Source organism: Sinomonas gamaensis (assembly GCF_005876955.1).
In the GTDB taxonomy this organism is placed as follows: Bacteria; Actinomycetota; Actinomycetes; order Actinomycetales; family Micrococcaceae; genus Sinomonas; species Sinomonas gamaensis.
The window spans coordinates 179,681-206,220 of sequence record NZ_SSCL01000001.1 but is presented as its reverse complement, the minus strand read 5'-3'; the positions used below and the strand labels follow the sequence as shown (position 1 = coordinate 206,220).

The following is a 26,540-nucleotide window of genomic DNA, read 5'->3' as shown; positions in this document are numbered from 1 at the left end:
CGCAGATCAGGAAGGGGTTGCTGTGCGCCCCCCGGGACTCGAACCCGGAACCCATTGATTAAGAGTCAATTGCTCTGCCAATTGAGCTAGAGGCGCATTTCGTGCGGCATCCCCGAGGCCTTCGGAAGTTCCTTTGACCTCGCGGCGTCCCCCGCAACGACATGTAACTCTACACGGTCGCCCGCCGAGAATGAAATCGGTTGAAGGGTCGGGCAAAGTGTTCTCGGTCACGCCGGAATTCTGGGGCAGGATCGGGGCTACGCTGGCGGCATGCCCGCATCGACGACGCCCCTGCGACTCTCCCCCGGCGATGTCGCACCTGACTTCTCACTGCCCAATTCGGAGGGCGGCACGACCGCCTTGTCCGACCTCCGCGGCCACAAGACCGTCCTCTACTTCTATCCGCAGGCAGACACCCCTGCCTGCACCCAGCAGGCGTGCGATTTCCGCGACAATCTCGCATCGCTCGGGGCGGCGGGTTACGCCGTCGTTGGCATCTCGCCCGATCCGGCATCGGCGGTCGTCAAGTTCGCCGCCGAGCAGGAGCTGAATTTCCCCCTCCTGGCCGACGAAGGGCACCACGTTGCACAGCTCTACGGAACGTGGGGCGAGAAGAAGAACTATGGGCGGACGTACGAGGGATTGATCCGGAGCACGTTCGTCCTCGACGAGGAAGGCCGCATAGCGATCGCCCAGTACAACGTGCGGGCCAAGGGTCACGTCGCGAAGCTCCGGCGCGACCTCGGGCTTGCGTGAGGCGTAGGTACCCGCCCCGCCCGCTAGACTGACGAAGGCCCTAGCTGTTCGGCACTAGCTGTTCGGCACTAGGTGTTCGGCACTCGGTGTTCGCACTCGATTGTTCAGCACGCAGTTGTTCGGCAGGGCCCCGCGCGAGTGGTGGAATTGGCAGACACGCAGGATTTAGGTTCCTGTGTCTTCGGACGTGAGGGTTCAAGTCCCTCCTCGCGCACCATCCTCTGACCCCGGGCCTGGCCATCAGACAGCGCCCGGGCAACCAGATCGGCACGAATGGGGAAGGGGCGCCCGGGAGGCGCGCCGAGAAAGGCATAGGCGTGGCGCGGAGCATCAGGCGCAGGGATCTGCTTCAGGCGGCTGCCGTCGCCGCGCTCCTCACGGGATGCACGGGGGCACCCGGCCCGAAGCCGGCGCCCAGCTCGAGCGCAGACGCGCCGCCCTCCGCGTCGTTCAGGTTTGCGACTCCGGCACCCCCGAGGGGTCTGGACCCCGCGGTGACGACGGACATCGAGTCGTGGCGCATCACCCGGCAGGTCCTCGAGGGTCTCCTCACCACCGATCCCGAGACGGGCGCCCCGGCGCCGTCGCTCGCGACCAAGTGGTCCCAGAGCTCGGATCTCCTCTCGTACACCTTCACCCTCCGCGAGGGAATTCGCTTCCACGATGGCACTCCATTCACGGCTGCGGCCGTCAAAGCCAATTTCGACCGTTGGTTCGCGTTCACGCCCGCCCTGCGCGCGGGCAGAATTCTGCCGTTCACGGCCGTCTTCAAGGCCCATGCCGATGCGGCCCAGCTCTCCGTCTACAAAGGGTGCACGGTCCTCAGCGACACCCAGGTGAGGATCGACCTCACGCAGCCGCTGACCAGCTTCCTCCAAGCGCTCACCACGCCGGCCTTCGCCATCTCGTCGCCAGCCGCGCTGACGGCAGGCACAGCCGACGTCGAGGACCAGTCCGCGTTCGGGTCGAAGGTCTCGCGCTACGCGATGCAACCCGTGGGCACCGGGCCGTTCCGCTTCAAGGAATGGACCCAGGACCGTGTCCTCGTGGAGTCGTCGCCCGACTACTGGGGGCCACGCGGGCAGATCGCGCAGCTCTCCTTCGTGGTGTTCGACCAAGCACAGAGCCGACTCCAAGCGCTCGTGGACGGTCGGATCGACGGCTACGACGCCGTGACGCTGGATAACATCGAGACGCTGGTCCGCAAGGGATTCCAGGTGGTCCGCCGCGATCCCTTCTCGGTCATGTACCTCGGCATGAACCAGGCGGTCCCCTTCCTGCAGAACGAGAAGGCACGGCTCGCCATCGCCTCGGCCATCAACCGGGACGCAGTAATCCGGCCGTTCTTCCTCGAGGACACGAAGCCCGCCGCCCAGTTCGTTCCCCCCAAGCTCAACGGCTTCAACCAGGCGGGCGGCTTCCCGTCCTACGACCCCGAGAAGGCCAAGAGGCTCCTCGCGGAGGCCGGCTACCACGGCGAGGAACTCAAGTTCTGCTACCCCCTCGATGTGACCAGGCTCTACCTGCCCTCGCCCGAGAAGGTCTTCGCAGAGCTCAGCGCGCAGCTGATCCGCGTGGGCCTGAACATCAAGCCCGTGCCCGTCGAATGGTCCGACGGGTATCTCCAGAAGGTCACTGCCCCGGGGGACCACGCCCTGCACCTCCTGGGACGCTACGGGACGTATGCCGACCCGGACGATTTCCTCTCGCCCCTTTTCGGCTCCAAGACCGGCGAGTTCGGCTTCTTCGACGCGCCGCTCTTCAGCAAGATCGAGCGGGCCCGCGGCCTCCCCGAGGGTTCAGACCGAACGCAGGCGTACCAGACCATCAATGCCCAGCTTGCTGGCAGCGCCCCGGCCGTCCCGATCGCCTTCCCCATCTCGGCCGTGGCGGTCTCCTCCCGCGTCGACTCCTACCCGACCTCCCCCGTCCTCAACGAGACTTTCAACCGCGTCACACTCAAAACCTCCTAGGGCTCACGGGCGGGTGTGCACGCGGGGAAAATTGGGGCGGACACCCCTTGACGCGAAGGCACGCGAGGATTTAGAGAACGGCCGTCGCGAGGGATATTCTGCGTGTGGTCCATTTGCGCAGGGAGAGTCAGTGACCTTCATATCCACCACTCGTTCCGCCGACGTCGTCCTGATCGGCGGGGGCATCATGAGCGCAACCCTCGGGGCGTTCATCAAGAAACTTGAACCGGCTTGGAACGTGGTGCTCTTCGAGCGCCTCCCAGCCGTCGGACTCGAGAGCTCGGGTCCGTGGAACAACGCAGGAACGGGTCACGCCGCGTACTGCGAGCTCAACTACACCCCACAGGCCAAGGACGGCTCGATCAGCCCCGCGAAGGCGCTGGGCATCAACGAGGGCTTCCAGCTCTCGCGCCAGTTCTGGTCCCATCTGGTGCGCGAAGGGGACATTTCCAACCCCACGCGCTTCATCCACACGGTGCCGCACATGAGCTTCGTCCTCGGGCAGGGCCACGCCGACTACCTCAAGAAGCGCTTCGAGGTACTCAAGCCGAACCCGCTCTTCGCCGAGATGGAGTTCAGCGAGGACCCCGCGCAGATCGCCGAGTGGGCGCCCCTCGTCATGGATGGCCGCGGCCCCGGCCGGGTTGCCGCGAGCCGCGTGGCCTCCGGAACTGACGTTGACTTCGGCACGCTGAGCCGAGAGCTTGTCGGCTTCCTGGCCCGCAACGGCGTCGAGGTGAACTACGGCACGGACGTAACGGACGTGACCCGGGCCCGCGGGGGCTGGGACATTGCCACGAAGCACACGGCCTCGGGCGAGCGCGGCAGCATCCACGCCAAGTTCGTCTTCGTCGGCGCAGGCGGCGGCGCGCTGCACCTCCTCCAGGCCTCGGGGATCCCCGAGAGCAAGGGCTACGGCGGCTTCCCCGTCTCAGGGAAGTTCTTCCGCTGCACCGATGAGGACATCGCGGCACGGCACAACGCCAAGGTCTACGGGCAGGCCTCCGTGGGCGCCCCTCCGATGTCGGTCCCGCACCTGGACACGCGGTACGTCGACGGCAAGCGCTCGCTCCTTTTCGGGCCTTATGCCGGGTTCTCCACGAACTTCCTCAAGAGCGGCTCGCTTCTGGACCTTCCGCTCTCGATCCGCCTGGGCAACATCGTCCCGATGCTCGCCGTGGCGAAGGACAACATGGACCTCACCGCGTACCTCGTTAAGGAAGTCGCGAAGAGCCACAGCGCGAAGATCGAGGCCCTGCGCGAGTACTTCCCGCTTGCCGACGGCGGCAAGTGGGAGCTCATCACGGCCGGCCAGCGTGTGCAGATCATCAAGAAGGACCCCCAGAAGGGCGGCGTCCTCCAATTCGGCACCGAGGTCATCACATCCCGCGATGGCTCGATCGGCGCGCTCCTCGGGGCGTCCCCCGGCGCATCCACTGCGGTGCCCATCATGCTCGAGCTCATGCAGCGCTGCTTCCCGAAGCAGTACCGCGGGTGGGAGAACCGCCTCCGGGAGATGATGCCGGGCTACGGCGTCAAGCTCAACGAGAACCCGGAGCTGCTCGCGGAGGTGTCGGCCAGCACGGCCGAGGCCCTGCAGCTCGCGGCCACCGCTCAATAGCCATCACGACGGCGGCCCGCACCACAGTGAAGGTGCGGGCCGCCGTCGTCCGTTCTTCATTATTCGGTCGATCTGGAGAGAAGACACAGATGTTCCGGCTTGCGACCCTCTCCATGGGCAACAAGGCCCTGATCGCGCTCATCACGATCTTCGCGGCCGTCTTCGGCGTGATCACGGCGGGCTCGCTCAAGCAGGAGCTGATCCCATCGATCGAGTTCCCCCAGCTCACCGTGGTGACCTCGATGCCGGGTGCCTCCCCGGACGTCGTGGACAAGCAGGTGGGCCAGCCCCTCGAGAAGGCGCTCCAAGCCGTCGAAGGGCTGGAGAGCAGCGCCTCCACCTCGCGCACGGGCGTCTCCACCATCCGCCTCTCGTTCGCCTACGGAACGAACCTCGACCGCGCGCGAAACCAGATCGACCGCGCCATCTCGAATACCAAATCGCAGCTTCCCAGCAGCGTCTCCCCCAATACGCTCGCGGGAAGCATCAGCGACTTCCCGATCGTGTTCATCGCGGCGTCGTCCGACCGCGGCCTGAGCGACCTGGAGAACCAGCTCGTCCAGCAGGTGGTGCCGAAGCTCTCGAAGATCGACGGCGTCCGCACCGTCGACATCACGGGAGGCGCCTCGCGCCACATCCAGATTCAGCCGGACCCAGCGGCTCTGGCGGCCCGCGGCGTCGACGTTGGGGCCATCCGCACGGCGCTGTCCAACAACGGCTCGCTCGTTCCCGTGGGCACGGTGACCGATCAGGGGCGCACTCTCTCGATCCAGGCGGGAAGCCCGATCGACTCGACGGACGTCATCAAGGGCCTCCCCCTCGGCGGCGCGAAGCAGCCCACGACGATCGGCGACGTGGCCGCCGTCGCCCTCCAGGACGACGCCGCCACCTCCATCACGCGGACGGACGGCAAGCCGACGCTCGCCGTGTCGGTGACCAAGAAGCCGGACGCCGATACCGTGGCCATCTCCCACGCGGTGCGCGACGCGGTGCCCGGGCTCGAATCCGGGCTCGGTTCGAACGCGAAGCTCACGACCGTGTTCGACCAGGCGCCGTTCATCGAGAAGTCCATCAGAGATCTCACGACCGAGGGCCTCCTCGGCCTCGGCTTCGCCGTGCTGGTGATCCTCGTGTTCCTGCTCTCGGTCCGCTCCACGCTCGTCACGGCGGTGTCGATCCCGCTCTCGCTCCTCATCACGTTCATCGGGCTGTTCGCGTCCCACTACTCGCTCAACATCCTCACCCTCGGCGCGCTCACCATCGCGATCGGGCGCGTGGTGGACGACTCGATCGTGGTCATCGAGAACATCAAGCGGCACCTGAGCTACGGCGAGGAGAAGACGACGGCGATCCTCACCGCCGCGCGCGAGGTCGCCGGCGCCGTGACCGCCTCGACCCTGACCACCGTCGCCGTGTTCCTTCCGATCGCCTTCGTGGGGAACCTCGCGGGCGAGCTCTTCCGTCCCTTCGCGCTCACGGTGACCATCGCGCTCCTCGCATCGCTCGCCGTCGCCCTCACCATCGTGCCGGTGCTCGCCTACTGGTTCCTCCGCACCGGCCCCACAGGCAGCGTCAACACTGCCGAGGTGGAGGCGGCCGCGCATGAGAAGGAGAAGCGCAGCCGCATTCAACGCGGCTACCTCCCGATCCTGCGAACGACGCAGAAGCACCCTGTATGGACGCTTGTGGCAGGCGCGCTCGTGCTGGTCGCGACGTTTGCCATGACTCCTCTGCTCTCCACGAACCTTCTCGGAAACTCCGGGCAGAACAGCTTCACCGTGACACAGACGATGCCTCCGGGGACGAGCCTTGACGCGACCAGTGCGGCCGCTGCCAAGGTCGAGGACGTGCTGCGGCACACCGACGGTGTCCGGACGGTTCAGGTCACCATCGGCAACTCGACCACGGGGTTCAGCGCCTTCCTGTCCTCGGGCGCCTCGAACTCCAGCTTCACCGCCATCACGGATGAGAATGCGGACCAGGCCGCGCTGGTGCAGCGCGTGCGGGACGAGGTGGCCAAGCTCGACGGCGTCGGGAAAGTCGGCGTCGGCCAGCAGCAGGGTGGGTTCGGGACGGCGTCCACCGTGGACGTCACGGTCAAAGCCCCCGACTCGGCCTCCCTCGCGAAGGCCAACGACGCCGTCGTCACCGCACTCAAGGGTGTGCCCGGGTCCACGGACGTGACGAGCAACCTCGCCGCGAGCCAGCCGATCGTGCAGGTGAAGGTGGACCGGGCCAAGGCCGTCGCCGCCGGGCTCAACGAGCAGCAGGTGGGTGCCGCGCTCGCCGCGACCGTCAGCCCGGTCCCCGCGGGAACGGTCCGGATTGACACCACCGATTACCCGGTGCTGATTGGGAAAGGCACGCAGTTCACGAGCGTCGATGCCGTGCGGTCGCTGCCCCTTCCGGGTGCCCCGGGCCTCACGCTCGGAGCGATTGCGAGCGTGACCGCCGTCGATGTTCCTGTGACGGTGACGAGCACGTCCGGCCAGCGGACCGCCACCGTCTCCGTGACGCCGGGCGAATCCAATCTCGGATCGGTGAGTTCCGAGGTGCAGAAGCGCATCAGCGGCATCGCGCTCGACGGCGGCGCCACGGCCTCCGTGGGCGGAGCGGCCTCGCAGCAGGCGGAGTCGTTCCGGCAGCTCGGCCTCGCGCTGCTCGCCGCGATCGCGATCGTCTACGTGATCATGGTCGCTACGTTCAAGAGCCTCCTCCAGCCGCTCGTCCTGCTCGTCTCGATTCCTTTCGCGGCGACGGGGGCGATCCTGCTCCTGCTGGCCACGGGAATCCCGCTCGGCCTCCCCGCGCTCATCGGGCTTCTCATGCTGGTGGGAATCGTCGTGACGAACGCGATCGTGCTGATCGACCTCATCAACCAGTACAGGAGGCCCGGACCGGGCAGGCCTGCGCTGAGCCTCGAGGACGCGATCGAGCACGGTGCGCGGCAGCGGCTCCGCCCCATCCTCATGACAGCCCTCGCGACGATCTTCGCGCTCACGCCGATGGCGCTCGGCCTCACGGGCGGCGGAGGGTTCATCTCCCGGCCGCTGGCCGTCGTCGTGATCGGCGGCCTAGTCTCCTCGACCGCTCTGACGCTCGTCCTGGTGCCCGTCCTGTATCGCCTCGTCGAAGGCCGCCTGGAGCGGCGGCGCCTGCTGCGCGACCTCGCGCGGCGGCCGGAGCCGGCCGGGGAAGCGGGCGCGGCAGGGCCCGGCGAGGACGCCGGGGCCGAACCCGATTGGACCACCGGCGCCGTCCCCAAGATCACGGGTCGGCGCGCGGCGCGGCCCTGATCCTGCCCCGATCTTTGCCCCGGGAACAAACCCGGGGCAGCTTCGGTTTCGGAGATAGATGCAAATGCATGTATCCTGAGTAAACCGAAGAAGAGAGGTCATCATGCAGTTCGGAATCTTCAGCGTCGGCGACATCACCCTCGACCCCACCAACGGTCGTATGCCAACCGAGGCCGAGCGGATCAAGGCGATCGTCCAGATCGCCAAGCATGCCGAGGAGGTCGGGCTCGACGTCTTCGCCACGGGCGAGCACCACAACCCGCCGTTCTACCCGAGCTCCCCCACGACTCTGCTCGGCTACATCGGCGCCCAGACCGAGCGCCTCATCCTGTCCACCACCACGACTCTCATCACAACGAATGACCCCGTCAAGATCGCGGAAGACTTCGCCATGCTGCAGCACCTCGTCGACGGGCGGACGGACCTCGTCCTGGGCCGAGGCAACACGGCCCCGGTGTACCCGTGGTTCGGCAAGAACCCGCACGACGCGCTCGAGCTCACGATCGAGAACTACGCGCTCCTGCGGCGCCTCTGGGACGAAGACGTGGTGGACTGGAGCGGAAAGTTCCGCACCCCGCTGCACAACTTCACGGCGACCCCGCGACCGCTCGATGGCGTGGCGCCGTTCGTGTGGCACGGCTCGATCCGGACGCCGCAGATCGCTGAGCTCGCCGCGTACTACGGCGATGGCTTCTTCGCCAACAACATCTTCTGGCCGAAGGAGCATTACATCCGGCTCATCAACCTTTACCGCGAGCGCTTCGAGCACTACGGCCACGGCAAGGCGCATCAGGCGATCGTGGGCTTGGGCGGCCAGTTCTTCATGCGCCGGAACTCCCAGGATGCCGTCCGCGAATTCCGCCCGTACTTCGACAACGCACCGGTCTACGGCCACGGCCCCTCACTCGAGGACTTCACCTCTCAGACGCCGTTGACGGTGGGCAGCCCGGCGGAGTTCGTCGAGAAGACCCTCGCCTTCCGCGACTACTTCGGCGACTACCAGCGACAGCTGTTCCTGGTGGATCACGCAGGCCTCCCGCTCAAGACCGTCCTCGAGCAGCTCGACCTGCTCGGCGAGGTGCTCCCCGAGCTCAAGGCCGGTTTCGAGGCCGGCCGTCCCGCCGACGTGCCCGAGGGCCCGACGCATGCGGCCCTCGTGGCGCAGAAGGCCAGCACAGCTGATGCCGCCACGGCCGGCACCGGGACAGTTCCCACGCCAGATGCAGAGGCGGTGCGATGAGCACTGCCACCCCGCAGCAGGCCCCGTCCGTCCGCGAGACCGCCGAGGCATGGGAGTCCCTCTTCCGTGCGCAGGTAGCCGTCATGCGCCGGCTGCAGGCCGACCCTGCCTTCAAGGAACTCGGCATGAAAGAGTACGACGTGCTCTTCACCCTGAGCACCTGCCCGGAGGGCGGCCTGAGGCTCAACGAGCTCAACGACCACGTGCTGCTGGCCCAGTCGAGCCTGAGCCGACTCGTGGAACGGCTTGAGCGGCGAGGGCTCGTCGCCAGGCGGGCGGCGCCGGACGACGCGCGGGGCATCCTGATCACCCTCACCGAGGCAGGTTTGGAGGCGCAGCGGCGGATTGGCCGCGGCCACGTGCGGGAGATCGCGCGCCTGTTCGGGAGCGCCCTCGACGGCGACGAGCTCGCCGAGCTGACTCGGCTCACCACCAAGCTGCGTCAGCACGTGGTGCAGAACCACGCGCTGTAAGAGCGCGGCTACCGGCTGCAGGGGGAACGGCTGCTCGCCTACTCGATGACGAGGAGCGCTCTCGGATCATCGTCCGGGAGCGCTTCGTCGCATTCTGCCGACACTGCAAGCCGACGCAGCACGAGACTTCCTCCCACGGTGGACAGGAACGCCGTATCCGAGGAATCGCGGCCCGCGGTGATCCGCAGCATGCCGGCGCGCGAGGCGAGCCCGGTGGGGTCGATGACGTGCCACGCCCCGTCAACGTAGGCCTCGGCGACCGCGTGGAAGTCCATCGGTCGGAGCCCTGGGGCGTAGACCGCGGTGAGCCGGGCCGGAATGTCCTTCGCCCGCAGGAGTGCGATCGCGAGGTGGGCGTAGTCGCGGCACACTCCCCTGCGGTGAAGCAGAGTCTCCACAGCCCCGTCCGTTCCGCGGGACGACCCGGCCACATACGAGAGCTGCTCGTGCACCCACGCACGGACTGCCACGACGAGCTCCGCGCCGCGCAGGGAACCGAACTGCCCGTAGGAGGTCGGCAGGAGCCGATCGCTTTCGGCATACCGGCTGGGCCGCACATACCGGATGAGGTCCATCTCGTCGACCGGCTCCTGAACGGCACGGCCCCCGATCGACGCCGAATACTCGACCTCGACGTCCGCGGGCTCGTCGAGCTCGAGGACGTGGAATCGTCCGCCGTGGCCGTCGACGAGCTCGCGCCGCGGCACCTCCCCACCCTGGGACGTGACGGAAAGCCGCTCCTCGAATGAGGAGTAGCCCGGATTCTTCGCGACGGCCACGGCCATGGCCACCTTCGTCCGCGCCACGGTGGTGAAGGACAGACGGGCGCTGACAGTGCGCAGCATGGGGCTCCAGACGGGGGCTAAGACTTCTTGGTGAACTTCAGCGACATGATCATCCGCTGCGCATCGGCGAAGTCTCCGGAGTTCCGGACGTACGCCGATGCCTGAGCAAGGTTATCGAACGACGAGAGCGGCGCAACCTTCGCCTCCGGCGCAAGCGGAGTGACCTCGAGGACGTCGGAAAACGAATAGCCTCCGATCCCCGCCGGCCCGGGAACCACGTTGTCGAGCCGGCAGGCCTTGCCGTCCTGGGCGACGGTTGCCACGCCGACGAGACCGAACGAGCCGAAGTACTTGTAGCCCTGCAGCACGCGGTACACGAAGCGCGGGGAGATCGCGGTCGGCCCATCCACGAACGGAAGGTCTACAGGAAGGCTGTTGAGGACGGTATACGGCTTGGCCTGAGCAGGGTCGCACGGCTGCTGGCTCGGCAGGGACAAACCCGTCTGGAGCGCGGCTACGAAAGTGCCGTCGGGCTTCCTCACGTCAACATGGAGGGCGCCGGACGCCGAGCCTGGGGCGGCGGGCTGAGACTGCACGATCCACGAAGCCGGCAGGTCGAAGCTGACGGTCTTGCCTGGGTCCGTGTACGTCTTCCATTCGGCCGACGTGGCACCGGGCGACGGTGTGCCGACGGCGGACGCGCTGGCCGAGGCGCCGGCCGACCGCGAGGCGCCGGCAGACGCACCCCCGGCGCCGGCACCACCGCTCTGCTGAGGCGCGACGGCGGTCCATTGCGGTCCGCTCTGGCCAGCGCCGCAGGAAGCCAGCACGAGCGCCCCCGCGAGGGCCAGCGGAGGAAGCACCAGGGGAAGGAGGCGACGAGCATCCATGCGCTTCACCCTAGCGAACACCTGCGGCTGTACTCTGGCGCCATGCTCGAACTGGACGAAGCGGTCCCCGCCCTCCCAGCCCACCAGGTCGCCGATTGGCGCGTGCGCACCTACGCCCTCTATGCCGCGGTCAGGGCGGCGGCGACCCCTGCCGAGGGGCATGCGCTCTGGTGCCGTGAGCGGGACCGGATGTTCGGCACCCACCCGGCCTCCGCCGTCGTGCATTCCGAGCGCGCGGCCTTCCGCGGCCTGCGTGTGGCGCCCTACGATCCCGCGTTCCGGTTCGAGCTGCCCCTGCTGCCGGACGGCGCTGGGACCGTCCGGAACGTGCAGACCGGGACGGACGGAGTGGTCCCGTTCGTTCGGCTGGGCACCTTCGACGTGCCACAGCTCGGCGCCCTCGCCGCATGGCGACATGCGGGTTATGGCGGTGGCATCTTTGTGCCGTTCCGCGACTCGACGTCCGGGCGCGCGGATGGTTCCTATGGTGCTGGCCGCTATCTCCTGGACACGATCAAGGGCGCTTTTCTCGGGGTGCGCGAGGCCGACGACGGCACGCCCCTCTACCTCCTCGACTTCAACTTCGCCTACAACCCGTCGTGCGCCTACGACGAGGCGTGGGCGTGCCCCCTGCCCGGGCCGGAGAACCGTCTGGCGGCGGATGTGCCGGTCGGCGAGCTGTATCCGGCGCTGTAGCCCGACGCGACGCGATCACTCTGCACGGCTGCGTCACAGCACCGGCACAGCGCCCGATGCCATGCTGACTGCATGACGCCGACTACCACGACGAACGGCCCCCGGCCGACGAATACCGCCTCCTGGCGGACGTCGCTGGAGGGGGCCGTTCGGCGTCCCGTGATCCGTCAGCTCGTGCGGTTCACGGGCGTCGGCGTCATCTGCACCGCCGCCTCGCTGGCTCTGTACGCCATCCTCCGACTCCCGTGGGGTCCGCATGCGGCCAACGCCGCGGCACTCATCGCCACCTCGCTGCTGAACACCGAGCTGAACCGCAGGTTCACGTTCCACATCCGCGAGCGTCGCGGCCTGCTGCTGGATCACCTGCACGGCCTCGTGGCGATGATGATCGCCCTCGTCCTCACGAGCGGCAGCCTCTCGGCCGTCCTCTTCGTGAAGCCGGACGTTGGAATCACGGGCGAGCTCTGGACGACGACGATCGCCGGCTGGGCCGCGACCGCCGCCCGGTTCGTGCTGCTCCGCTATTGGGTCTTCCGCCGGGCTCGGAACGCATAGTCTCGGCTCCGCCGAGCTCCCCACCTTCTGCCCCGAACTCCCCGGGACTAGTGGGGAGTTCGGCGTGATGAGGCGCTACCTGCGCGCGATGCCCGTGACGGCGGCGTAGGCCCCTTCCAGGGCGCGAGCCGCCTCGTCGAGATCCCCAGCCGTTACCGTGGCCGGAAGCGTGAACCGCACGGCGGTCTGCGCGGTCTCGGGGTCGATGCCGAGGGCGAGGAGCACGTGCGAGGGGTCGCTCGAACCGGCCGCGCAGGCCGATCCGGACGAGCAGATGATGCCCCGGCGTTCAAGCTCGAGGAGGATCGACTCCCCGCTCACGCGGGGGAAGCAGAAGGAGGCGCTGCCCGGCAGGCGGTGGACGTCGTCGCCCGTGAGCAGCGCCTCGGGGACAAGCTCGAGCACGCGCTGCACAAAGCCGCGCCGGAGCTCGGCGAGGCGCGGGGCCGCCGTCGGACGCTCGCCCTCCGCGAGCCGAAGCGCGGTGGCGAGCGCGACCGCGCCCGCGACGTTCTCCGTGCCCGACCGCGCGCCCCGCTCCTGGCCGCCGCCGTCGACGAGTGGCTCGATGCTCACCCGCCCGGCGACATAGAGCGCCCCGACCCCCTTGGGCGCGCCGAGCTTGTGGCCCGAGATGCTGAGCGCGTCGACACCGAGGTCGCGGACGTCGAGCGGGAGCACCCCGGCAGCCTGGACGGCGTCGGTGTGGAACGGAACTTTGGCGGCGTGGGCCACGGCAGCGAGCTCGGCGATGGGCTGGATCGTCCCGACTTCGTTGTTCGCGTACATCACCGAGGCCACGGCGGTGTCCGGCCCGACGACGGCGGCGAGCGCCTCAGGCGAAACGCGACCGGTCCCGTCGACTGGCACAACGTCAACCACGAAGCCGTGCAGGCGCGCGAGGCTCCGCGCGGATTCGAGCACGGCAGGGTGTTCGACGGCGCTCACGGCGATGCGGGTACGGCGTGGGTCTGCCGCGCGGCGTGCGAGCGCGATGCCCTTGACGGCGAGGTTGTCCGCCTCAGTGCCACCGGACGTGAACGTGACCTCTCCCGGCCGACAGCCGAGCACGCGGGCGACGTCGGCCCGAGCTGCCTCGAGGCCGGCGCGGGCACGCTCCCCCAGCTCGTGATGGCTCGACGGATTGCCGAAGTCGCCAGTGAGGTACGGCCACATGGCCTCGAGGACCTCGCGGCGCACGGGAGTGGTGCCGGCCGCATCAAGGTAGATCACGCGCGTCCGCCCTCCGCGGCGTCGAGCACGACGTCGAGTCCGAGATCGAGGTTCACGATCGAATGTGTGAGGGCCCCGACCGAGATCACGTCGACCCCCGCCGCCGCGATGTCGGCCACCGTGTCGAGATTCACTCCGCCGCTCGCTTCGACGATCGCCCGGCCCGCGACAATCGCGACGCCCTCGCGGAGCTGCTCGGGGGTGAAGTTGTCGAGCATGATCGTGTCGACACCCGCCGCGAGGACAGGCTCAATCTGCTCGATCGAATCCACCTCGACCTCGAAATGCGTCGTGTGGCCCAGCCTCTCGCGCGCCGCGCGCAGAACATCGGTCAGAAGCGCTGGGTCGCCCCCGGTCAGGACCGCGAGGTGATTGTCCTTGGCCATGACGGCGTCCGAGAGGCTGAAGCGGTGGTTCCGGCCACCGCCGCACCGCACCGCATACCGCTCCACCTCGCGCAGCCCCGGGGTGGTCTTGCGGGTGTCCACGATGCGCGCGTTTGTGCCCTGCGTGAGCGCGACGTAGCGTGCCGTGAGGGTCGCGATCGCGCTCATCCTCTGGACCAGATTGAGCACCACGCGCTCGGCCGTCAGGATCTCCCGCGCGCGGCCCGCAACTCTGGCCAGCACGGCGCCCGCACTGAACTCCTCGCCCTCCCCGACGACGAGGTCCACCTGCGCCTCGGGATCATGGAAGCGGAAGCCGGCCTCGATCACGGGACCGCCGGAGAACACGCCTGGGACGCGAGCACGGAGCTCCGCGGTAGCACGCGCCGAATCAGGGATCAGGACAAGCGATGTGATGTCCCCATGAGGGGCATCTTCCGCATAGGCCCGCTCAAGCACGGCCCGCAGCGCGTGAGCCGGAAGCGGGATCTGCGCAGTGTTCTGGGCTGGCATGGTTTGGGCTGGCATGGTTTGGGCTGGCATGGTCTGGGCCGGCATGTCACAGGCTCCTTCCTGCCAGCGCGGGCTGGCGGACGACAACGGTGCCCGCCTCCGCCTCGCCGCCGCCACTCACGCGGCGCTCGGGGAAGTCGAGGCGGAAGTGGGCGCCCACCGATTCCTCACGGAGGGCGGCGGAGGCAACGAGCAGTCGGGCGGCGACCAGGAGGTTCGCCACCTCGGGCTCACCGGAAGTCCATGCAGCGAGCGAGTGGCCGAGGCGCACGAGGCCGCTCGCCTCGCGCAGCACGCCGGCGTCGGCCTCCATGGCGGCGGCGAGCGCGGCCCGGCCTGAAGCACCAGCCAGCGTTAGGGCTCCCGCTTCGGGTTCCGCCGCGACCGCGAGGGCAACGGCGGTCTCGACGGCGGGGCCGCCCCACTCGTCGGCACGGCCGGCTACGAAGCGCTCGACAGCGCGCGCCGCGAACACGACGCCTTCGAGCAGGGAATTGGAGGCCAGGCGGTTCGCCCCGTGCACGCCCGTGCACGCGACTTCACCGGCCGCATACAGCCCGGGGACGCTGGTCGCCCCGTCGAGGTCAGTCGCCACGCCGCCCATCCAGTAGTGCGCGGCCGGCCCGATCGGGAGGGGCTCCCGACGCCAGTCGAAGCCCGCGGCTCGGGTCATGGCGTCCAGACCGGGGAAGCGACGGGCCAGGAAGCCGCCGCCGTGGACCGACTCGAGCTCGGTCGCATCGAGGTAGGCCTGGCCGCCTCCGGCGCGGCGGTGGAGGGCGAGCGCGCGAGAGACGGCGTCGCGGGGGGCGAGCTCGCCCAGCGGGTGATACTCGCCCACGAACCGGCGCCCGGATGCGTCGCGAATGAGTGCGCCCTCGCCCCGGACAGCCTCGGAAATGAGCGTTGAGCGGACCGTTCCGTCCGCCCCGCGGACCTGGAGCGCGGTCGGGTGGAACTGGTAGAACTCGAGGTCGCGGAGCGCCGCGCCCGCGCGGAAGGCGAGGGCTACGCCGTCGCCCGTCGCCACCGCGGGGTTGGTGGTCTGGGCGAAGAGCTGGCCCGCTCCCCCGGTGGCGAGGAGAACCGCATCGGCCTCCAGACGCCGTCGTGCGCCTGATTCGCTTGCCTGCACGTACTCCACTCCGGCAATCGCCCCGCAATCGAGCACGAGCTCGGCGGCCATCGCCCCCTCGAGAACCTCGAGGCGCCCCTGCGCCTCAAGGTCGCGCACCCGGGCAATGAGCGCCCTGCTGATCCCGGCGCCGCTCGCGTCGCCCCCGGCGTGCAGGATGCGCGGGAACGAGTGGGCGGCCTCGAGCCCGAGGAGGAGGCGGCCGTCGGGTCCGCGGTCGAACGCGACGCCGTGCGCGAGGAGCGCGTCGACGGCGTTGGCTCCGCGGGCGCACATGACGTCGACGGCGGCACGGGAACCGAGCCCCGCCCCAGCCGCCATCGTGTCCGCGGCGTGGCTCTCGACGCTGTCCCCCGGCGCGCGCTGCCCCTCCGGCAACACTGCAGAGAAGCCGCCCTGAGCGAGCATGCTGTTGCTGTCCGCGAGAGTCGCCTTCGTCAGGAGGACGACGGCGGCCCCGGCCTCCGCTGCGGAGATCGCCGCGAAGAGCCCGGCAACACCACTGCCGATGACCGCCAGACGGCGCCCGGTCGACGTGCTCACGGCCGAGCCGCCAGCATCCGTTCGAGGGCGACGCGTGCAGGCTCCGCGACGTCGGCCGCAACCTCGATGCGGTTCCGGACCTCGCCCTCGACGAGGCCCTCGAGCACCCAGGCGAGATAGCCCGGGTGGATCCGGTACATCGTGGAGCAAGGGCAGATGACCGGGTCAAGGCAGAAGATCGTGTGCTGCGGGTACTCTGCCGCGAGCCGGTTCACGAGATTGACCTCGGTGCCGATCGCGAAGACCGTGGGCACGGTCGCGGCGGCGATGGCCTTGCGGATGTAGTCGGTCGAGCCGTACTCGTCGGCCGCGTCGACGACCTCCATGGGGCACTCGGGGTGCACGATCACGCGCACGCCCGGGTACTCCGCGCGGGCCTTGTCGATCTGCGCGACATTGAAGCGGCGGTGCACCGAGCAGAAGCCGTGCCACAGGATGACCCGGGAGTCGCGGAGGGTCTCCGGATCGGTGCCGCCCCACGGCTTGCGCGGGCTCCACATGGGCATCTGCTCAAGCGGGACCCCCATGGCCTTGGCCGTGTTCCGGCCGAGGTGCTGGTCAGGGAAGAACAGGACGCGCTGGGCGCGCTCGAAAGCCCACTCGAGGACAGTCGCAGCGTTCGACGACGTGCACACGATCCCACCGTGCTCGCCGCAGAATCCCTTGAGCGCCGCCGAGGAGTTCATGTACGTCACCGGGATGACCGGAACGCGGCCCTCCGCGTCCGGCTCGGTGCCGAACAGCTCCTCGAGCTGGTCCCAGCACTGCTGGACCGAGTCGATGTCCGCCATGTCCGCCATCGAGCACCCCGCCGCGAGGTTGGGCAGGATCACGGCCTGGTCCTCGCGCGAGAGGATGTCGGCTGTCTCCGCCATGAAATGCACGCCGCAGAAGACGATCGCCTCGGCGTCGGGGCGGGTGAGCGCGGCGTTCGCGAGCTGGAACGAGTCGCCCACGAAGTCGGCGTGCTCCACAACCTCGTCACGCTGGTAGAAGTGGCCGAGCACCACGACTCGGTCGCCGAGAGTCTGCTTGGCGGCGTGGATGCGGGCGCGGAGTTCGTCGTCGCTCGCGTCCTTGTACTCCTGGGGCAGCTGGCCCTGGCGAGGGGTCGACGCCGGAGCGACGTCGGCGCTCGAAGCGCCTGGCCCGTAGGCGGGCAGACCGCGGAGGGCCTCGGCGGCGTCGAACTCCCACGGACCCTTCGCGAGGTCGGAGCTGCACGTGCTGGCAGCCGGAGCCTCCTTGGACAGCCGCTCCGCATCAGCGCGGGTGATGAGGTTGATGGCGGTGGCGACCGACGTCATGTCGTGCTCCTTTGTGCTGGGCCTGTGTAGTGGGGACCGGTGTAACGGTAGAGGCGTGGGGGCCGATGGCGGCCGCCCTCTTGGAACTGATCAGTCGGCTCGATCTGAGACACGGACTTGAGCTGGCGGCGGAAATTGGCGGGATCGAGCGGGCGTCCGAGGACCGCCTCGTAGACCTCGCGGAGCTGGGCGAGGGTGAACGTCTCGCCGAGGAAGTGGTACGCGACCTGCGCGTATTCAATCTTGTTGCGCAGTCGCCAGAGCGCGTAGTCGATGATCTCGCGATGGTCGAAGGCGAGGCCGTCCTCGTCCTCGCCGGCCGTGTCGGCGCGATGCCAGGCCACGTTCTCGGTCTCGTTCTCCAAGAGGAGCTCAGCCTCCGTTGGCCGCACGAGCGCCCAGTACACGATCGAAACAACGCGCTGGGCTCCCCGATGGGGCTTGCTCGCACGGTCAAGGCCGCCGAACGCGTAGAGCTGTTCGAGGTACTCCGGGGCGAGGCCCGTAGTCTCCCGCAGATTCCTCCGAGCGGCATCCTCAAGCGACTCCGTCGCAGTCAGCGGGCCGCCCGGAAGGGCCCACTGCCCCTTGAACGGCTCCTTCACCCGACGGACGAGCGGGAGCCACAGCGTCGGCCTGCCCGCGTCGCGGCTCGGCTTCAGGGCGAAGATTACGGTGGAGATCGCGAGCGATGGAGGGAGCTGGGCGCGCTCCGAAACGTTGGCGCCGAGGGGGCCAGCGAAAAGGGTACTCATCGCGTCTCCCTCCCTTCACCGCTAGTTAAAGTCACTTTGACCCTAAGTCATGATACGCCCCGGCGAGCGGAGGAGCAAAAGGTGACGCGCCGCCGTCGGCGTCTGGGCGCTGCCTTCCTCCCCACTTTTCAAAGCGGCAGCAGCACGACTCGCCGGCAAATTGGGGCAACTCGCCGCGAATTGAAGCCTAAAGCTGGTGAGGACGGAACGAGGGCCCTGCAAAGCTGACGGCGCAACGGGGAGCGTCAGTTGCAGATGCCGCCGCCGGCCTCTGGGGACTGCCTTCCTCCCCACTTTTCAAGGCGACAGCAGCACGACTCGCCGGTAGATCCGGGCGACTCGCCGCGGATTGAAGCCTAAAGCTGGTGAGGACGGAACGAGGACCCTGCTGACGGCGCAACGGGGTCAGCGTCGCAACGAAGCTGGCCCCGCAGCGGGGACGGTCAGCCCCGCGCGGCAGCTTCCAGCAGCGGCAGGGTGCGCCCCTCGAAGTGGGTGTTGAGGGCGATCACGCTCGAGGACCGGACCACGGCCTTCGTGGCCATGATGATGTCGAGGACCCTCTGCAGGTCTGAGTTGGAGCGGGCGGCGACGCGGGCCATGAGGTCGCTGTCGCCCGACACGGTATGGACTTCGATGACCTCGGGGATTTCCGCCAGGGTCTTGGAGACGGCGTCGTGCCCGAGATCCTGGTTGATGGTCAGGAAGCAGAACGCGACGACGGGAAAGCCGAAGGCCCGAGGCTCGGGCTCCGGCGCCCAGCGCGCGATCACGCCGTTGGCGATCATCCGGTCGAGCCGCGCCTGGACGGTGGCGCGGGCCACCTTGAGGATGCGAGACGCCTCGAGGACGGACATGCGCTGCTCCTCCGTGAACAGCCTCACGATCTTGGCATCCAGCTCGTCGACCTTCACCGCATCACTCCCCTTCGCTTGGCACCGGTGCCACGCAGACACGATGCTACAGATTGATGCCCGCATGAACATCCATTGCGCATTCTGCCCAGATCCGAACTCGCTCCACCCGCGACTCCTAGCACTCTGCTCAGAGCCGTGATCCGCGCCACACAAGGTCGGAAAATGAGGCTATCCTCGTCACCGTCCCCTTGGTCCGGCATACCCCGCCGCGGCCATCGAAGAACCGAAGAGGGTCAATGACACCTATGCAGACTGCAAACGCAGCGCACACCGAACAAGCGACTACGACAACGAAGTCGACGCTTGGGGCAGCACTCAAGCCCCGGCAGCTCACCATGATGGGGCTCGGCAGCGCGATCGGCGCTGGCCTCTTCATCGGCTCGGGAGCGGGCATCCAGGCCGCCGGGCCCGCCGTCCTCATTTCCTACCTCGTCGCAGGAACGCTCATCATCCTCGTCATGTGGGCGCTCGGCGAGATGGCTGCGGCGAACCCGAACAGCGGCGCCTTCTCCGTCTACACCGCCCGCGCCCTGGGCCCCGTGGCCGGAGCTACGGTCGGCTGGCTGTGGTGGCTCCAGCTCGTCGTGGTGATCGCGGCGGAAGCCCTCGGAGCTGCGGGCCTCCTTGCGACCGTCTTCCCCGCCCTGCCGGTGTGGCTCATGGCGCTGCTGTTCGTCGCGGTGTTGACGGCGGTCAACCTCACGCGGGTGCGGAACTTCGGCGAGTTCGAGTTCTGGTTCGCGCTCCTCAAGGTTGCCGCGATCGTCGGCTTCCTGGTGATCGGCGCAGCCCTGCTGTTCGGCTGGATCCCGGGCGTCCCGTCGCCGGGGCTTGCGCACTTCGGGGGCGAGGGCTTCGCGCCGCACGGCTTCGGCGGCATCGCCACGGCGCTCTTCGTGGTTGCCTTTGCCTTCGGCGGCACGGAGATCGTCTCGGTTGCCGCGGCTGAGACCGAGGACCCGGCCCGGAGCGTAGGCAAGGCCGTCCGAACCGTCGTCTGGCGCATCCTGGTCTTCTACATCGGCTCGATCTTCATCATCGCGGCGGTCCTGCCGTGGAATTCGGCCGGACTCAAGAGCCCGTTCGCCGCCGTCCTCGACGCCGCGGGCCTCCCGGGTGCCGCGACGGCGATCACGCTCGTGGCCGTCGTCGCCCTCCTCTCGGCCCTCAACGCGAACCTGTATGGCGCGTCCCGCATGATCTTCTCCCTCGCCGAACGCGGTGAGGCCCCTCGAGCGCTCGCGTCACTGACGACGGCACGCGTGCCGGCAGCGGCTGTCCTGGCGAGCGTCGCGTTCGGCATCGTCGCCACCGTGCTCGAGCTGATCTTCCCCGACCGCGTCCTCCCGATCCTGCTGAACATCGTCGGGTCGACCTGTCTGCTGGTGTGGGGCTCGGCGCTCGTCTCCCAGCTGGTCCTGCGTTTCCGCGCGGACCGCGAGGGCACGGAGCTCCCCCTTCGCATGGCCGGGTTCCCGGTTCTGACCGTCCTCGGCCTCGTCATCCTCGCCGCGACGTTCGCCGTCGGCCTCATCGGTGACGAGTCGCGACCCCAGCTGCTGAGCACCTTCGCGCTTGTCGCCGTGCTCGCCGGGGGAAGCGCGCTGCGCCGCCGGGCGGTCGCCAGCAAGTAAGCCGCCAGGGCAAGTAGAGCGCCCCAGGTTCGCCGCGAGCCTGGGGCGCTTTCGTGCTTTCAGACACCTTTCGTGCTATCAGACACAGTGACGAGTGACGGAGCGCACACGGCATTCGAATCTTACATTTTGTACAGTCAAGCTGTCCCCTGTTGCACAGCCTGCGCGTCGACCTTACGTTTTTGCTATGCAGACTTCACCACAGAGCACGACGGCGGCAGGCCGGGCGGGGCTGGCAGGTGCGGCGCGGGAGCAGCTCCCCGAGCTTCCCATGGTCGACCCGGTGGCACCCTCCGACCTCGTGGAGCTCTACCGCCTCATGACGGCCGTCCGCCAGCTGGACCTCGCGGCGATCTCGTGGCAGCGCCAGGGCCTCGTCCCCGCGTACGCGCCCGAGTTGGGCCAGGAGGCGGCGCAGGTCGGCTCCGCCCTCGCCGTCGACGTGTGCCGCGACTTCGTCTTCCCCACCTACCGCGAGCTCGGCGTCGCGCGGGCCTGCGGAGTGGACATGGTCGAGTACATGTCCACGCACAAGGCCATCTGGCATGGCGGCCTGTGGAACCCGGCCGAGACTCACGTCGCGCCGATCCAGGCAGTCGTGGCCGGCTCTGTGCTCCACGCGGTCGGCTGGGCTCACGGCCAGACCCTCGACGCGCACGGCGAGGTCCCCGAAGCCGGCTACAACGTCGCGATCACCTACCTCGGCGACGGGGCCTCAAGCCAGGGCGACGTCCACGAGGCCATGAACTTCGCCGCGATCTTCAAGGCCCCCGTGGTGTTCTTCGTGCAGAACAACGGTTGGGCCATTTCGGTTCCGACGGAGAAGCAGGTGGCGGGCGGCAGCGTGGCCGCGCGCGGCGCCGGTTACGGCATCCCGGCCATCCAGGTGGACGGCAACGAGGCCGCAGCCGTCCTCGAGGCCACCCGCCGTGCCGTCGCCCACGCCCGCGCCGGCCACGGCCCCGCCATCGTCGAGGCCATGACCTATCGCCGCGGTCCCCACGCGACTTCCGACGACCCCGGCCGCTACCGCACCCTCGACGAGGAGCGCGCCGACGGCGGAACCGACCCCCTTGTGCGGCTCCGGGAACGGATCCTGGCCGAGGCTGCCGCGGATGCCGCGGCCTTGGACGCGGCCGATGCGTCCGGCAAGGCCGAGGCCGAGGCAGTGCGTGAGGGCATCATGGCCCTCGGGTCCCGCCCCGGCGCCGAGATGTTCGACCTGGTCTTCCAGGAGCCCACCGACGAGCTGCTGCGACAGAAGGCCAACTGGCAGGAAGAGACCGATCATGCCTGAGACGATGACAGCCCCCGAACCGGTCATGGACACGCAGCCGAAAGCGCAAGAGCTGTCCCTTCAGGGCGCGCTCAACCTCGCGCTCGACGAGATCCTCGCCGAGGACCCCAAGGCCCTCGTCCTCGGCGAGGACGTCGGCACGCTCGGCGGCGTCTTCCGCGTCACCTCCGGGCTGGCTGCAAAGCACGGGGCGGAGCGCGTCTTCGACACCCCGCTCGCCGAGTCCGGGATCCTGGGCATGTCGATCGGCCTGGCGATGGCCGGCTTCCACCCCATCCCCGAGGTCCAGTTCGACGGCTTCGCCTACCCTGCCGTGAACCAGATCGTCTGCCAGCTCGGCCGCATGAACTACCGCAGCCGCGGCACCCTGCCCATGCCGGTCACGCTGCGCGTGCCGAGCTTCGGCGGGATCCGGGCGCCCGAGCACCACGGCGAGAGCCTCGAGGCGCTCTTCGCCCACGTCCCGGGCCTCAAGGTCGTCTCCCCCTCCGACCCGCAGCAGGGCTACTCCCTTCTCAAGGCCGCGGCAAGGATGCCCGACCCCGTCATCTTCATGGAGCCCAAGTCGCGGTACTGGCAGAAGGGCCTCGTCACCAGCACCGAGTCCCCCGCCGATGTCAGCGGCGCCCGGATTGCCCGCCCGGGGAAGCACCTCACCCTCGTCGCGTGGGGCGCCATGGTCTCCCGCTGCATCCAGGTCGCCGAGCTCGCCGCGGAGGACGGGATCGACATCGAGGTCCTGGACCTGCGCTGGCTGAAGCCCATCGACGCCGAGGCCCTGGCGACCTCCGTGGGCAAGACGCGGCGCGCCGTCGTCGTCCATGAGGCGCCGCGGACCTCCGGTCTCGGCGCGGAGGTGGCCCAGATCATCATCGAGCGCTGCTTCGGAACGCTCAAGGCACCCGTTGAGCGCGTCACGGGCTTCGACGTACCGTATCCCTCAGGCGACCTGGAGGACGAGTACATCCCGAACATCGACCGGATCCTGTTCGGCATCCAACGAGTATTGGAGTACAAGCGTGGCTGAGATTCCCTTCCCCCTCCCCGACCTCGGCGAAGGACTCATCGAGGCCACCGTCCTCGAATGGCTCGTCGGCGAGGGCGATCAGGTCGAGCGGAATCAGCCGCTCGTCGAGGTCGAGACCACGAAATCCGCACTCGAGCTTCCCTCGCCGCAGTCGGGCAAGGTGCTCAAGCTTCACGGCGCGCCCGGCGACGTGATCAAGGTGGGCGAGCCGCTCATCGTGTTCGAGGTCCCGGACGACACGGCGGGCATCGTCGGCACGGTGCCGAGCGAGGAAGCGCCCAAACGGCGCGTCCGCCTCAGCGCCAACCTCGACGACGACTGACCGAAACACGGGAGAGAACAGGGACTGATGGAGACGGCAATGGGACGGCACGCAGGCAGCCCGGTTCACCACACGGTCGAGGGCACGGACCCCGGGCTCAACGTCCAGACGCACGAGCCTGAGTCGCCGGCGCCTCTGCCGCCCGTGCTCCTCATCCACGGCTTCGCATCCTCCGTGGCGCTGAACTGGGAGCAGAGCGGGTGGATCCCGGCGCTGCTCGACGCGGGCAGGAGGGTGATCGCCGTCGATCTCCCGGGGCATGGCCTGAGCGCGGCTCCGGAGGACGTTGACTCGTACTCGCCGAGCCGCATCCGGGCGGACCTGCTCCAGATCGCCTTCGACGAGGGGGCCCGCCCCCTCGATCCCGCGCGCCCCGAGAGCGGGCTCGACGTCATCGGCTACTCCCTGGGCTCGCGGCTCGCGTGGGAATTCGGCGCAACCCAGCCGGCGCTCGTGCGGCGCCTCGTGCTCGGCGGGCCGAGCAGCCGGGATCCGCTCGCCGAGTTCGATCTGGCCGCGGCGCAGCGCTTCCTCGCCGACGGTACCCCGATCGACGACGAATCCACCGCGAACCTTGTGGCGATGGCGCTTGCCTCCCCCAACTCCGACATGTACGCGCTCCTCTCGCTCGTGGAGGCCATCAAGGAGGAGCCGTTCGACGCCGCAGAGGCTGTGCCGCAGCAGCCGATCCTCATCGTGGCGGGCGAGAAGGACGAGCGGGCGGCGGGGCTGGAGGCCCTGCACTCGCTCGTCCCCTCAGCCCAGCTCATGCTGATTCCCGGCCGGAATCACGTGAATGCGGTCACCGCGCGGGCGTTCAAGCAGGCTGCGATCGAGTTCCTGTCGTAAGCCGTTCCAATTTGCCCCTTGAGCACTTCCCCGGCTTCGTATACGATTTTCGTATACGATCCTGAATGACAGGCAGTCGGACTCCGAAGGAGAGCGCTCTCGTGGAACAGCTCACGCAGGAACAGCTGGATGGGGCCGGCAAGGTCATCGCCGTCCACCTCAACTACCCCAGCAGGGCTGCGCAGCGGGGCAGGACGCCCGAGGTCCCCTCGTACTTCCTGAAGCCCGCGACCTCGCTCGCGCTCTCGGGGGCTGACCTCGAGCGACCGCAGGGCGTCGAACTGCTCACGGTCGAGGGCGAAGTCGCCCTGGTGATGGGGGCCCGCGCCCGCCGCGTCTCCCCCGACGAAGCATGGCGCTACGTCGCCGCGGTCACCGCGGCGAACGACGCCGGGCTCGCCGACCTCCGCTGGCCGGACAAGGGCTCCAACCTCCGTTCCAAGGGCGCCGACGGCATCGCACCGATCGGCCCGCAGCTCCTCCCGGCCCAGGAGCTCGACCCCGCCGCCCTGCGGGTGCGCATGTGGATCAACGGCGAATTGGTCCAGGAGGACTCCACCGGAACGCTCCTGTTCCCGTTCGCCCAGCTCGTCGCGGACCTCTCCCGCCTCATGACGCTCGAGCCGGGGGACATCATCCTCACCGGAACTCCGGCGGGGGCCACGGTGGCGCGGCCGGGCGACGTCGTCGAGGTCGAGGTGGACGGCACCGCCTCGGACGGTTCGCTGCTCAGCACCGGTCGCCTCTCGAACCGGGTCGTCGAATCACAGGCGCTCGAGCCGTATGGCGCGATGCCGAAGCTCACCGACGCCGACCGCATCGATGCGTGGGGCTCCGCCGAAGCCGCCGGCCTGGCTCCCGCCGCGCAGCCGGATTCGCGGCCCGCCAGCGTCCTCACCCCCGCGCTCACGGAGAAGCTCCGCTCCGTCGGCACAGCCACCCTGAGCGTCCAACTGCGCAAGCGCGGCATGCAGAACTGCCACATCGAGGGCCTGATCCCCACGAAACCGGGAGCGAAGGTGGTCGGAACGGCGCGCACGCTCCGGTACATTCCGGCCCGCGAAGACCTCTTCAAGACCCATGGCGGCGGGTACAACGCGCAGAAGCGCGCCGTGGATTCGCTCCGCCCAGGCGACATCCTCGTCATGGATGCCCGCGGCGAGAAGGGCTCCGGGACGCTCGGGGACGTTCTCGCGCTGCGGGCGCAGGTGCTCGGCGCGGCGGCGATCATCACCGACGGCGGCATCCGCGACTTCGGCCCCGTCTCGGGCATGGACATCCCGGCCTGGGGCGCGAACGCCCACCCGGCCGTGCTCGGCCGCAAGCACGTGCCGTGGGCCGTCGACGAGACGGTCGCGTGCGGCGGCGCCGCGGTCCAGCCAGGCGATGTGATCGTGGGCGACGAGGACGGGCTCGTGGTCATCCCACCGCAGCTTGTCGAGGAGGTGGCGGACGACGCCGTCAAGCAGGAGCGCGAGGAAGCGTGGGTTGCGCAGCGGGTCGCCGAGGGGAATCCCGTGGACGGGCTGTTCCCGATGAACGCCGAGTGGCGCGCGAAGTACGAAGCCGAGACTTCCGGCGCCGCGGTGGTCCGGCCATGAGCGCCCCGGCGCGAAGCGCAGCGGACACCTCCGCCGTTTCCCCTGCGCTGAGCAAGTCCCAGCTCGCCTACGAGTGGCTCCACGAGCGGATCGTCTCGGGCACCCTCGCTCCCGGGGCCCGTCTGGTGCTCGCACAGGTCGCGACCGAGCTCGAGGTCTCGGTCGTGCCGGTCCGCGAGGCCGTGCGACGCCTTGAGGCTGAAGGGCTCGTAACCTTCGAGAAGAACGTGGGGGCCACCGTGGCCGGGATCGATCCGGTCGAGTACCTCTACACGATGCAGACGCTGAGCCTCGTGGAAGGTGCCGCGACCGCCCTGTCCGCGCCCGCCGTCGGCCATCAGGACCTGGCGGCCGCCCGCGAAGTGAACACGCGGATGCGAGCCATGGTCGCCGATTTCCCCGACAGCTTCGATCCCGTCCAATTCACCCAGCTCAACCACGACTTCCACAGCGTGCTGTTCGAGCACTGCCCGAACCCGCACATCCTCGATCTCGTCCACCGCGGCTGGAATCGGCTCACGGCGCTCCGCGGCTCGACGTTCAGCTTCGTCCCGGAGCGCGCGAGCGAATCCGTGGAGGAGCACGAGGAGCTCCTGCGGCTCATCGAGAGCGGGGCTCCGACGTCGGAGATCGAGATTGCCGCTCGGCGCCACCGCTCGGCAACACTCGACGCCTACCTCGCGCGGACCGACGCGCACCCGAATTTCCCGAACCTCTGACCTACCCGCCCTCCATT

23 protein-coding genes and 2 tRNA genes are annotated in these 26,540 nt (G+C 68.9%); 16 read left to right on the top strand and 9 right to left on the bottom strand.

What is annotated here, in order from left to right:
- Positions 1-23: 23 nt before the first annotated feature.
- Positions 24-96, bottom strand: a tRNA-Lys gene (locus E5679_RS00970).
- 174 nt (positions 97-270) lie between these two features.
- On the opposite strand from E5679_RS00970, the gene bcp reads away from it, so the two are divergent.
- From bcp to E5679_RS00935, 7 genes are all read left to right on the top strand, one after another.
- Positions 271-756: a thioredoxin-dependent thiol peroxidase gene (bcp, locus tag E5679_RS00965; protein ID WP_138413231.1), complete on the top strand. Its 486-nt coding sequence runs from the start codon at positions 271-273 to the stop codon at positions 754-756.
- A 132-nt stretch (positions 757-888) separates the two neighbouring features.
- A tRNA-Leu gene (locus tag E5679_RS00960) sits at positions 889-973 on the top strand.
- 100 nt (positions 974-1,073) lie between these two features.
- Positions 1,074-2,729 carry an ABC transporter substrate-binding protein gene (locus tag E5679_RS00955; RefSeq protein ID WP_138413230.1) on the top strand — a complete coding sequence of 552 codons (1,656 nt, stop codon included), beginning with the start codon at positions 1,074-1,076 and terminating at the stop codon, positions 2,727-2,729.
- Between the two features lie 130 nt (positions 2,730-2,859).
- Positions 2,860-4,350, top strand: coding sequence for a malate:quinone oxidoreductase (locus E5679_RS00950; RefSeq protein WP_138413229.1), 1,491 nt, complete (start codon positions 2,860-2,862; stop codon positions 4,348-4,350).
- 89 nt (positions 4,351-4,439) lie between these two features.
- Entirely contained in the window at positions 4,440-7,646 is a 3,207-nt protein-coding gene (locus E5679_RS00945; protein WP_138413228.1) for an efflux RND transporter permease subunit, read from the top strand.
- 103 nt (positions 7,647-7,749) lie between these two features.
- A complete protein-coding gene (locus E5679_RS00940) occupies positions 7,750-8,886 on the top strand; it encodes an LLM class flavin-dependent oxidoreductase (protein ID WP_138413227.1) in 1,137 nt (378 codons plus the stop codon).
- Complete coding sequence (locus tag E5679_RS00935) at positions 8,883-9,359, top strand: MarR family winged helix-turn-helix transcriptional regulator (RefSeq protein WP_138413226.1); 477 nt, start codon at positions 8,883-8,885, stop codon at positions 9,357-9,359. The genes E5679_RS00940 and E5679_RS00935 overlap by 4 nt, the downstream gene beginning before the upstream one ends.
- Positions 9,360-9,397: 38 nt before the next feature.
- Here E5679_RS00935 and E5679_RS00930 read toward each other — a convergent pair whose 3' ends face one another.
- Positions 9,398-10,204, bottom strand: coding sequence for a transglutaminase-like domain-containing protein (locus E5679_RS00930; RefSeq protein ID WP_138413225.1), 807 nt, complete (start codon positions 10,202-10,204; stop codon positions 9,398-9,400).
- A 17-nt stretch (positions 10,205-10,221) separates the two neighbouring features.
- On the bottom strand, positions 10,222-11,034 hold the full coding sequence (locus tag E5679_RS00925) for a hypothetical protein (RefSeq protein WP_249335869.1): 813 nt from the start codon (positions 11,032-11,034) through the stop codon (positions 10,222-10,224).
- Between the two features lie 42 nt (positions 11,035-11,076).
- Between E5679_RS00925 and E5679_RS00920 the strand changes: the two genes are divergently transcribed.
- Entirely contained in the window at positions 11,077-11,730 is a 654-nt protein-coding gene (locus tag E5679_RS00920; protein ID WP_138413224.1) for a DUF1684 domain-containing protein, read from the top strand.
- A gap of 72 nt (positions 11,731-11,802) precedes the next feature.
- Positions 11,803-12,285 carry a GtrA family protein gene (locus E5679_RS00915; protein ID WP_138413223.1) on the top strand — a complete coding sequence of 161 codons (483 nt, stop codon included), beginning with the start codon at positions 11,803-11,805 and terminating at the stop codon, positions 12,283-12,285.
- Positions 12,286-12,360: 75 nt separating this feature from the next.
- Here the strand turns inward: E5679_RS00915 and E5679_RS00910 are convergent, their stop codons facing one another.
- From E5679_RS00910 to E5679_RS00885, 6 genes are all read right to left on the bottom strand, one after another.
- On the bottom strand, positions 12,361-13,518 hold the full coding sequence (locus tag E5679_RS00910) for a cysteine desulfurase family protein (RefSeq protein ID WP_138413222.1): 1,158 nt from the start codon (positions 13,516-13,518) through the stop codon (positions 12,361-12,363).
- Entirely contained in the window at positions 13,515-14,417 is a 903-nt protein-coding gene (nadC, locus tag E5679_RS00905) for a carboxylating nicotinate-nucleotide diphosphorylase (protein WP_138413496.1), read from the bottom strand. Before nadC ends, E5679_RS00910 begins: the two co-directional genes overlap by 4 nt.
- Positions 14,418-14,463: 46 nt before the next feature.
- Entirely contained in the window at positions 14,464-16,095 is a 1,632-nt protein-coding gene (gene nadB, locus E5679_RS00900) for an L-aspartate oxidase (protein WP_138413221.1), read from the bottom strand.
- The gene (nadA, locus tag E5679_RS00895; protein WP_138413220.1) at positions 16,092-17,402 is read right to left on the bottom strand and encodes a quinolinate synthase NadA; all 1,311 of its coding nucleotides are present in this window, start codon (positions 17,400-17,402) and stop codon (positions 16,092-16,094) included. The genes nadB and nadA overlap by 4 nt, the downstream gene beginning before the upstream one ends.
- Positions 17,399-18,157, bottom strand: a complete 759-nt coding sequence (locus tag E5679_RS00890; protein WP_138413219.1) for an NUDIX hydrolase — start codon at positions 18,155-18,157, stop codon at positions 17,399-17,401. The genes nadA and E5679_RS00890 overlap by 4 nt, the downstream gene beginning before the upstream one ends.
- 443 nt (positions 18,158-18,600) lie before the next feature.
- A complete protein-coding gene (locus E5679_RS00885; RefSeq protein ID WP_138413218.1) occupies positions 18,601-19,071 on the bottom strand; it encodes an Lrp/AsnC family transcriptional regulator in 471 nt (156 codons plus the stop codon).
- 248 nt (positions 19,072-19,319) lie between these two features.
- On the opposite strand from E5679_RS00885, the gene E5679_RS00880 reads away from it, so the two are divergent.
- The 7 genes from E5679_RS00880 (at position 19,320) to E5679_RS00850 (ending at position 26,523) form a co-directional block, all read left to right on the top strand.
- A complete protein-coding gene (locus E5679_RS00880; RefSeq protein ID WP_138413217.1) occupies positions 19,320-20,708 on the top strand; it encodes an amino acid permease in 1,389 nt (462 codons plus the stop codon).
- 271 nt (positions 20,709-20,979) lie between these two features.
- Positions 20,980-22,005: a thiamine pyrophosphate-dependent enzyme gene (locus tag E5679_RS00875; RefSeq protein WP_138413495.1), complete on the top strand. Its 1,026-nt coding sequence runs from the start codon at positions 20,980-20,982 to the stop codon at positions 22,003-22,005.
- A complete protein-coding gene (locus E5679_RS00870) occupies positions 21,998-23,032 on the top strand; it encodes an alpha-ketoacid dehydrogenase subunit beta (protein WP_138413216.1) in 1,035 nt (344 codons plus the stop codon). The genes E5679_RS00875 and E5679_RS00870 overlap by 8 nt, the downstream gene beginning before the upstream one ends.
- Positions 23,025-23,354, top strand: coding sequence for a biotin/lipoyl-containing protein (locus tag E5679_RS00865; protein WP_138413215.1), 330 nt, complete (start codon positions 23,025-23,027; stop codon positions 23,352-23,354). The genes E5679_RS00870 and E5679_RS00865 overlap by 8 nt, the downstream gene beginning before the upstream one ends.
- Before the next feature lie 39 nt (positions 23,355-23,393).
- A complete protein-coding gene (locus E5679_RS00860) occupies positions 23,394-24,203 on the top strand; it encodes an alpha/beta fold hydrolase (protein WP_138413214.1) in 810 nt (269 codons plus the stop codon).
- A 65-nt stretch (positions 24,204-24,268) separates the two neighbouring features.
- Positions 24,269-25,804, top strand: coding sequence for a fumarylacetoacetate hydrolase family protein (locus E5679_RS00855; RefSeq protein WP_275092531.1), 1,536 nt, complete (start codon positions 24,269-24,271; stop codon positions 25,802-25,804).
- On the top strand, positions 25,801-26,523 hold the full coding sequence (locus tag E5679_RS00850) for a GntR family transcriptional regulator (protein WP_138413212.1): 723 nt from the start codon (positions 25,801-25,803) through the stop codon (positions 26,521-26,523). The genes E5679_RS00855 and E5679_RS00850 overlap by 4 nt, the downstream gene beginning before the upstream one ends.
- Positions 26,524-26,540: the final 17 nt, after the last annotated feature.

Coding starts and splice junctions, on each gene's coding strand:
- bcp (WP_138413231.1), top strand. CDS start 271: ATGCCCGCATCGACGACGCCCCTGCGACTCTCCCCCGGCGATGTCGCA.
- E5679_RS00945 (WP_138413228.1), top strand. CDS start 4,440: ATGTTCCGGCTTGCGACCCTCTCCATGGGCAACAAGGCCCTGATCGCG.
- E5679_RS00940 (WP_138413227.1), top strand. CDS start 7,750: ATGCAGTTCGGAATCTTCAGCGTCGGCGACATCACCCTCGACCCCACC.
- E5679_RS00935 (WP_138413226.1), top strand. CDS start 8,883: ATGAGCACTGCCACCCCGCAGCAGGCCCCGTCCGTCCGCGAGACCGCC.
- E5679_RS00930 (WP_138413225.1), bottom strand. CDS start 10,204: ATGCTGCGCACTGTCAGCGCCCGTCTGTCCTTCACCACCGTGGCGCGG.
- E5679_RS00925 (WP_249335869.1), bottom strand. CDS start 11,034: ATGGATGCTCGTCGCCTCCTTCCCCTGGTGCTTCCTCCGCTGGCCCTC.
- E5679_RS00920 (WP_138413224.1), top strand. CDS start 11,077: ATGCTCGAACTGGACGAAGCGGTCCCCGCCCTCCCAGCCCACCAGGTC.
- E5679_RS00915 (WP_138413223.1), top strand. CDS start 11,803: ATGACGCCGACTACCACGACGAACGGCCCCCGGCCGACGAATACCGCC.
- nadC (WP_138413496.1), bottom strand. CDS start 14,417: ATGCCAGCCCAGAACACTGCGCAGATCCCGCTTCCGGCTCACGCGCTG.
- nadA (WP_138413220.1), bottom strand. CDS start 17,402: ATGACGTCGGTCGCCACCGCCATCAACCTCATCACCCGCGCTGATGCG.
- E5679_RS00890 (WP_138413219.1), bottom strand. CDS start 18,157: ATGAGTACCCTTTTCGCTGGCCCCCTCGGCGCCAACGTTTCGGAGCGC.
- E5679_RS00880 (WP_138413217.1), top strand. CDS start 19,320: ATGCAGACTGCAAACGCAGCGCACACCGAACAAGCGACTACGACAACG.
- E5679_RS00875 (WP_138413495.1), top strand. CDS start 20,980: ATGGTCGACCCGGTGGCACCCTCCGACCTCGTGGAGCTCTACCGCCTC.
- E5679_RS00870 (WP_138413216.1), top strand. CDS start 21,998: ATGCCTGAGACGATGACAGCCCCCGAACCGGTCATGGACACGCAGCCG.
- E5679_RS00860 (WP_138413214.1), top strand. CDS start 23,394: ATGGGACGGCACGCAGGCAGCCCGGTTCACCACACGGTCGAGGGCACG.
- E5679_RS00855 (WP_275092531.1), top strand. CDS start 24,269: ATGACAGGCAGTCGGACTCCGAAGGAGAGCGCTCTCGTGGAACAGCTC.
- E5679_RS00850 (WP_138413212.1), top strand. CDS start 25,801: ATGAGCGCCCCGGCGCGAAGCGCAGCGGACACCTCCGCCGTTTCCCCT.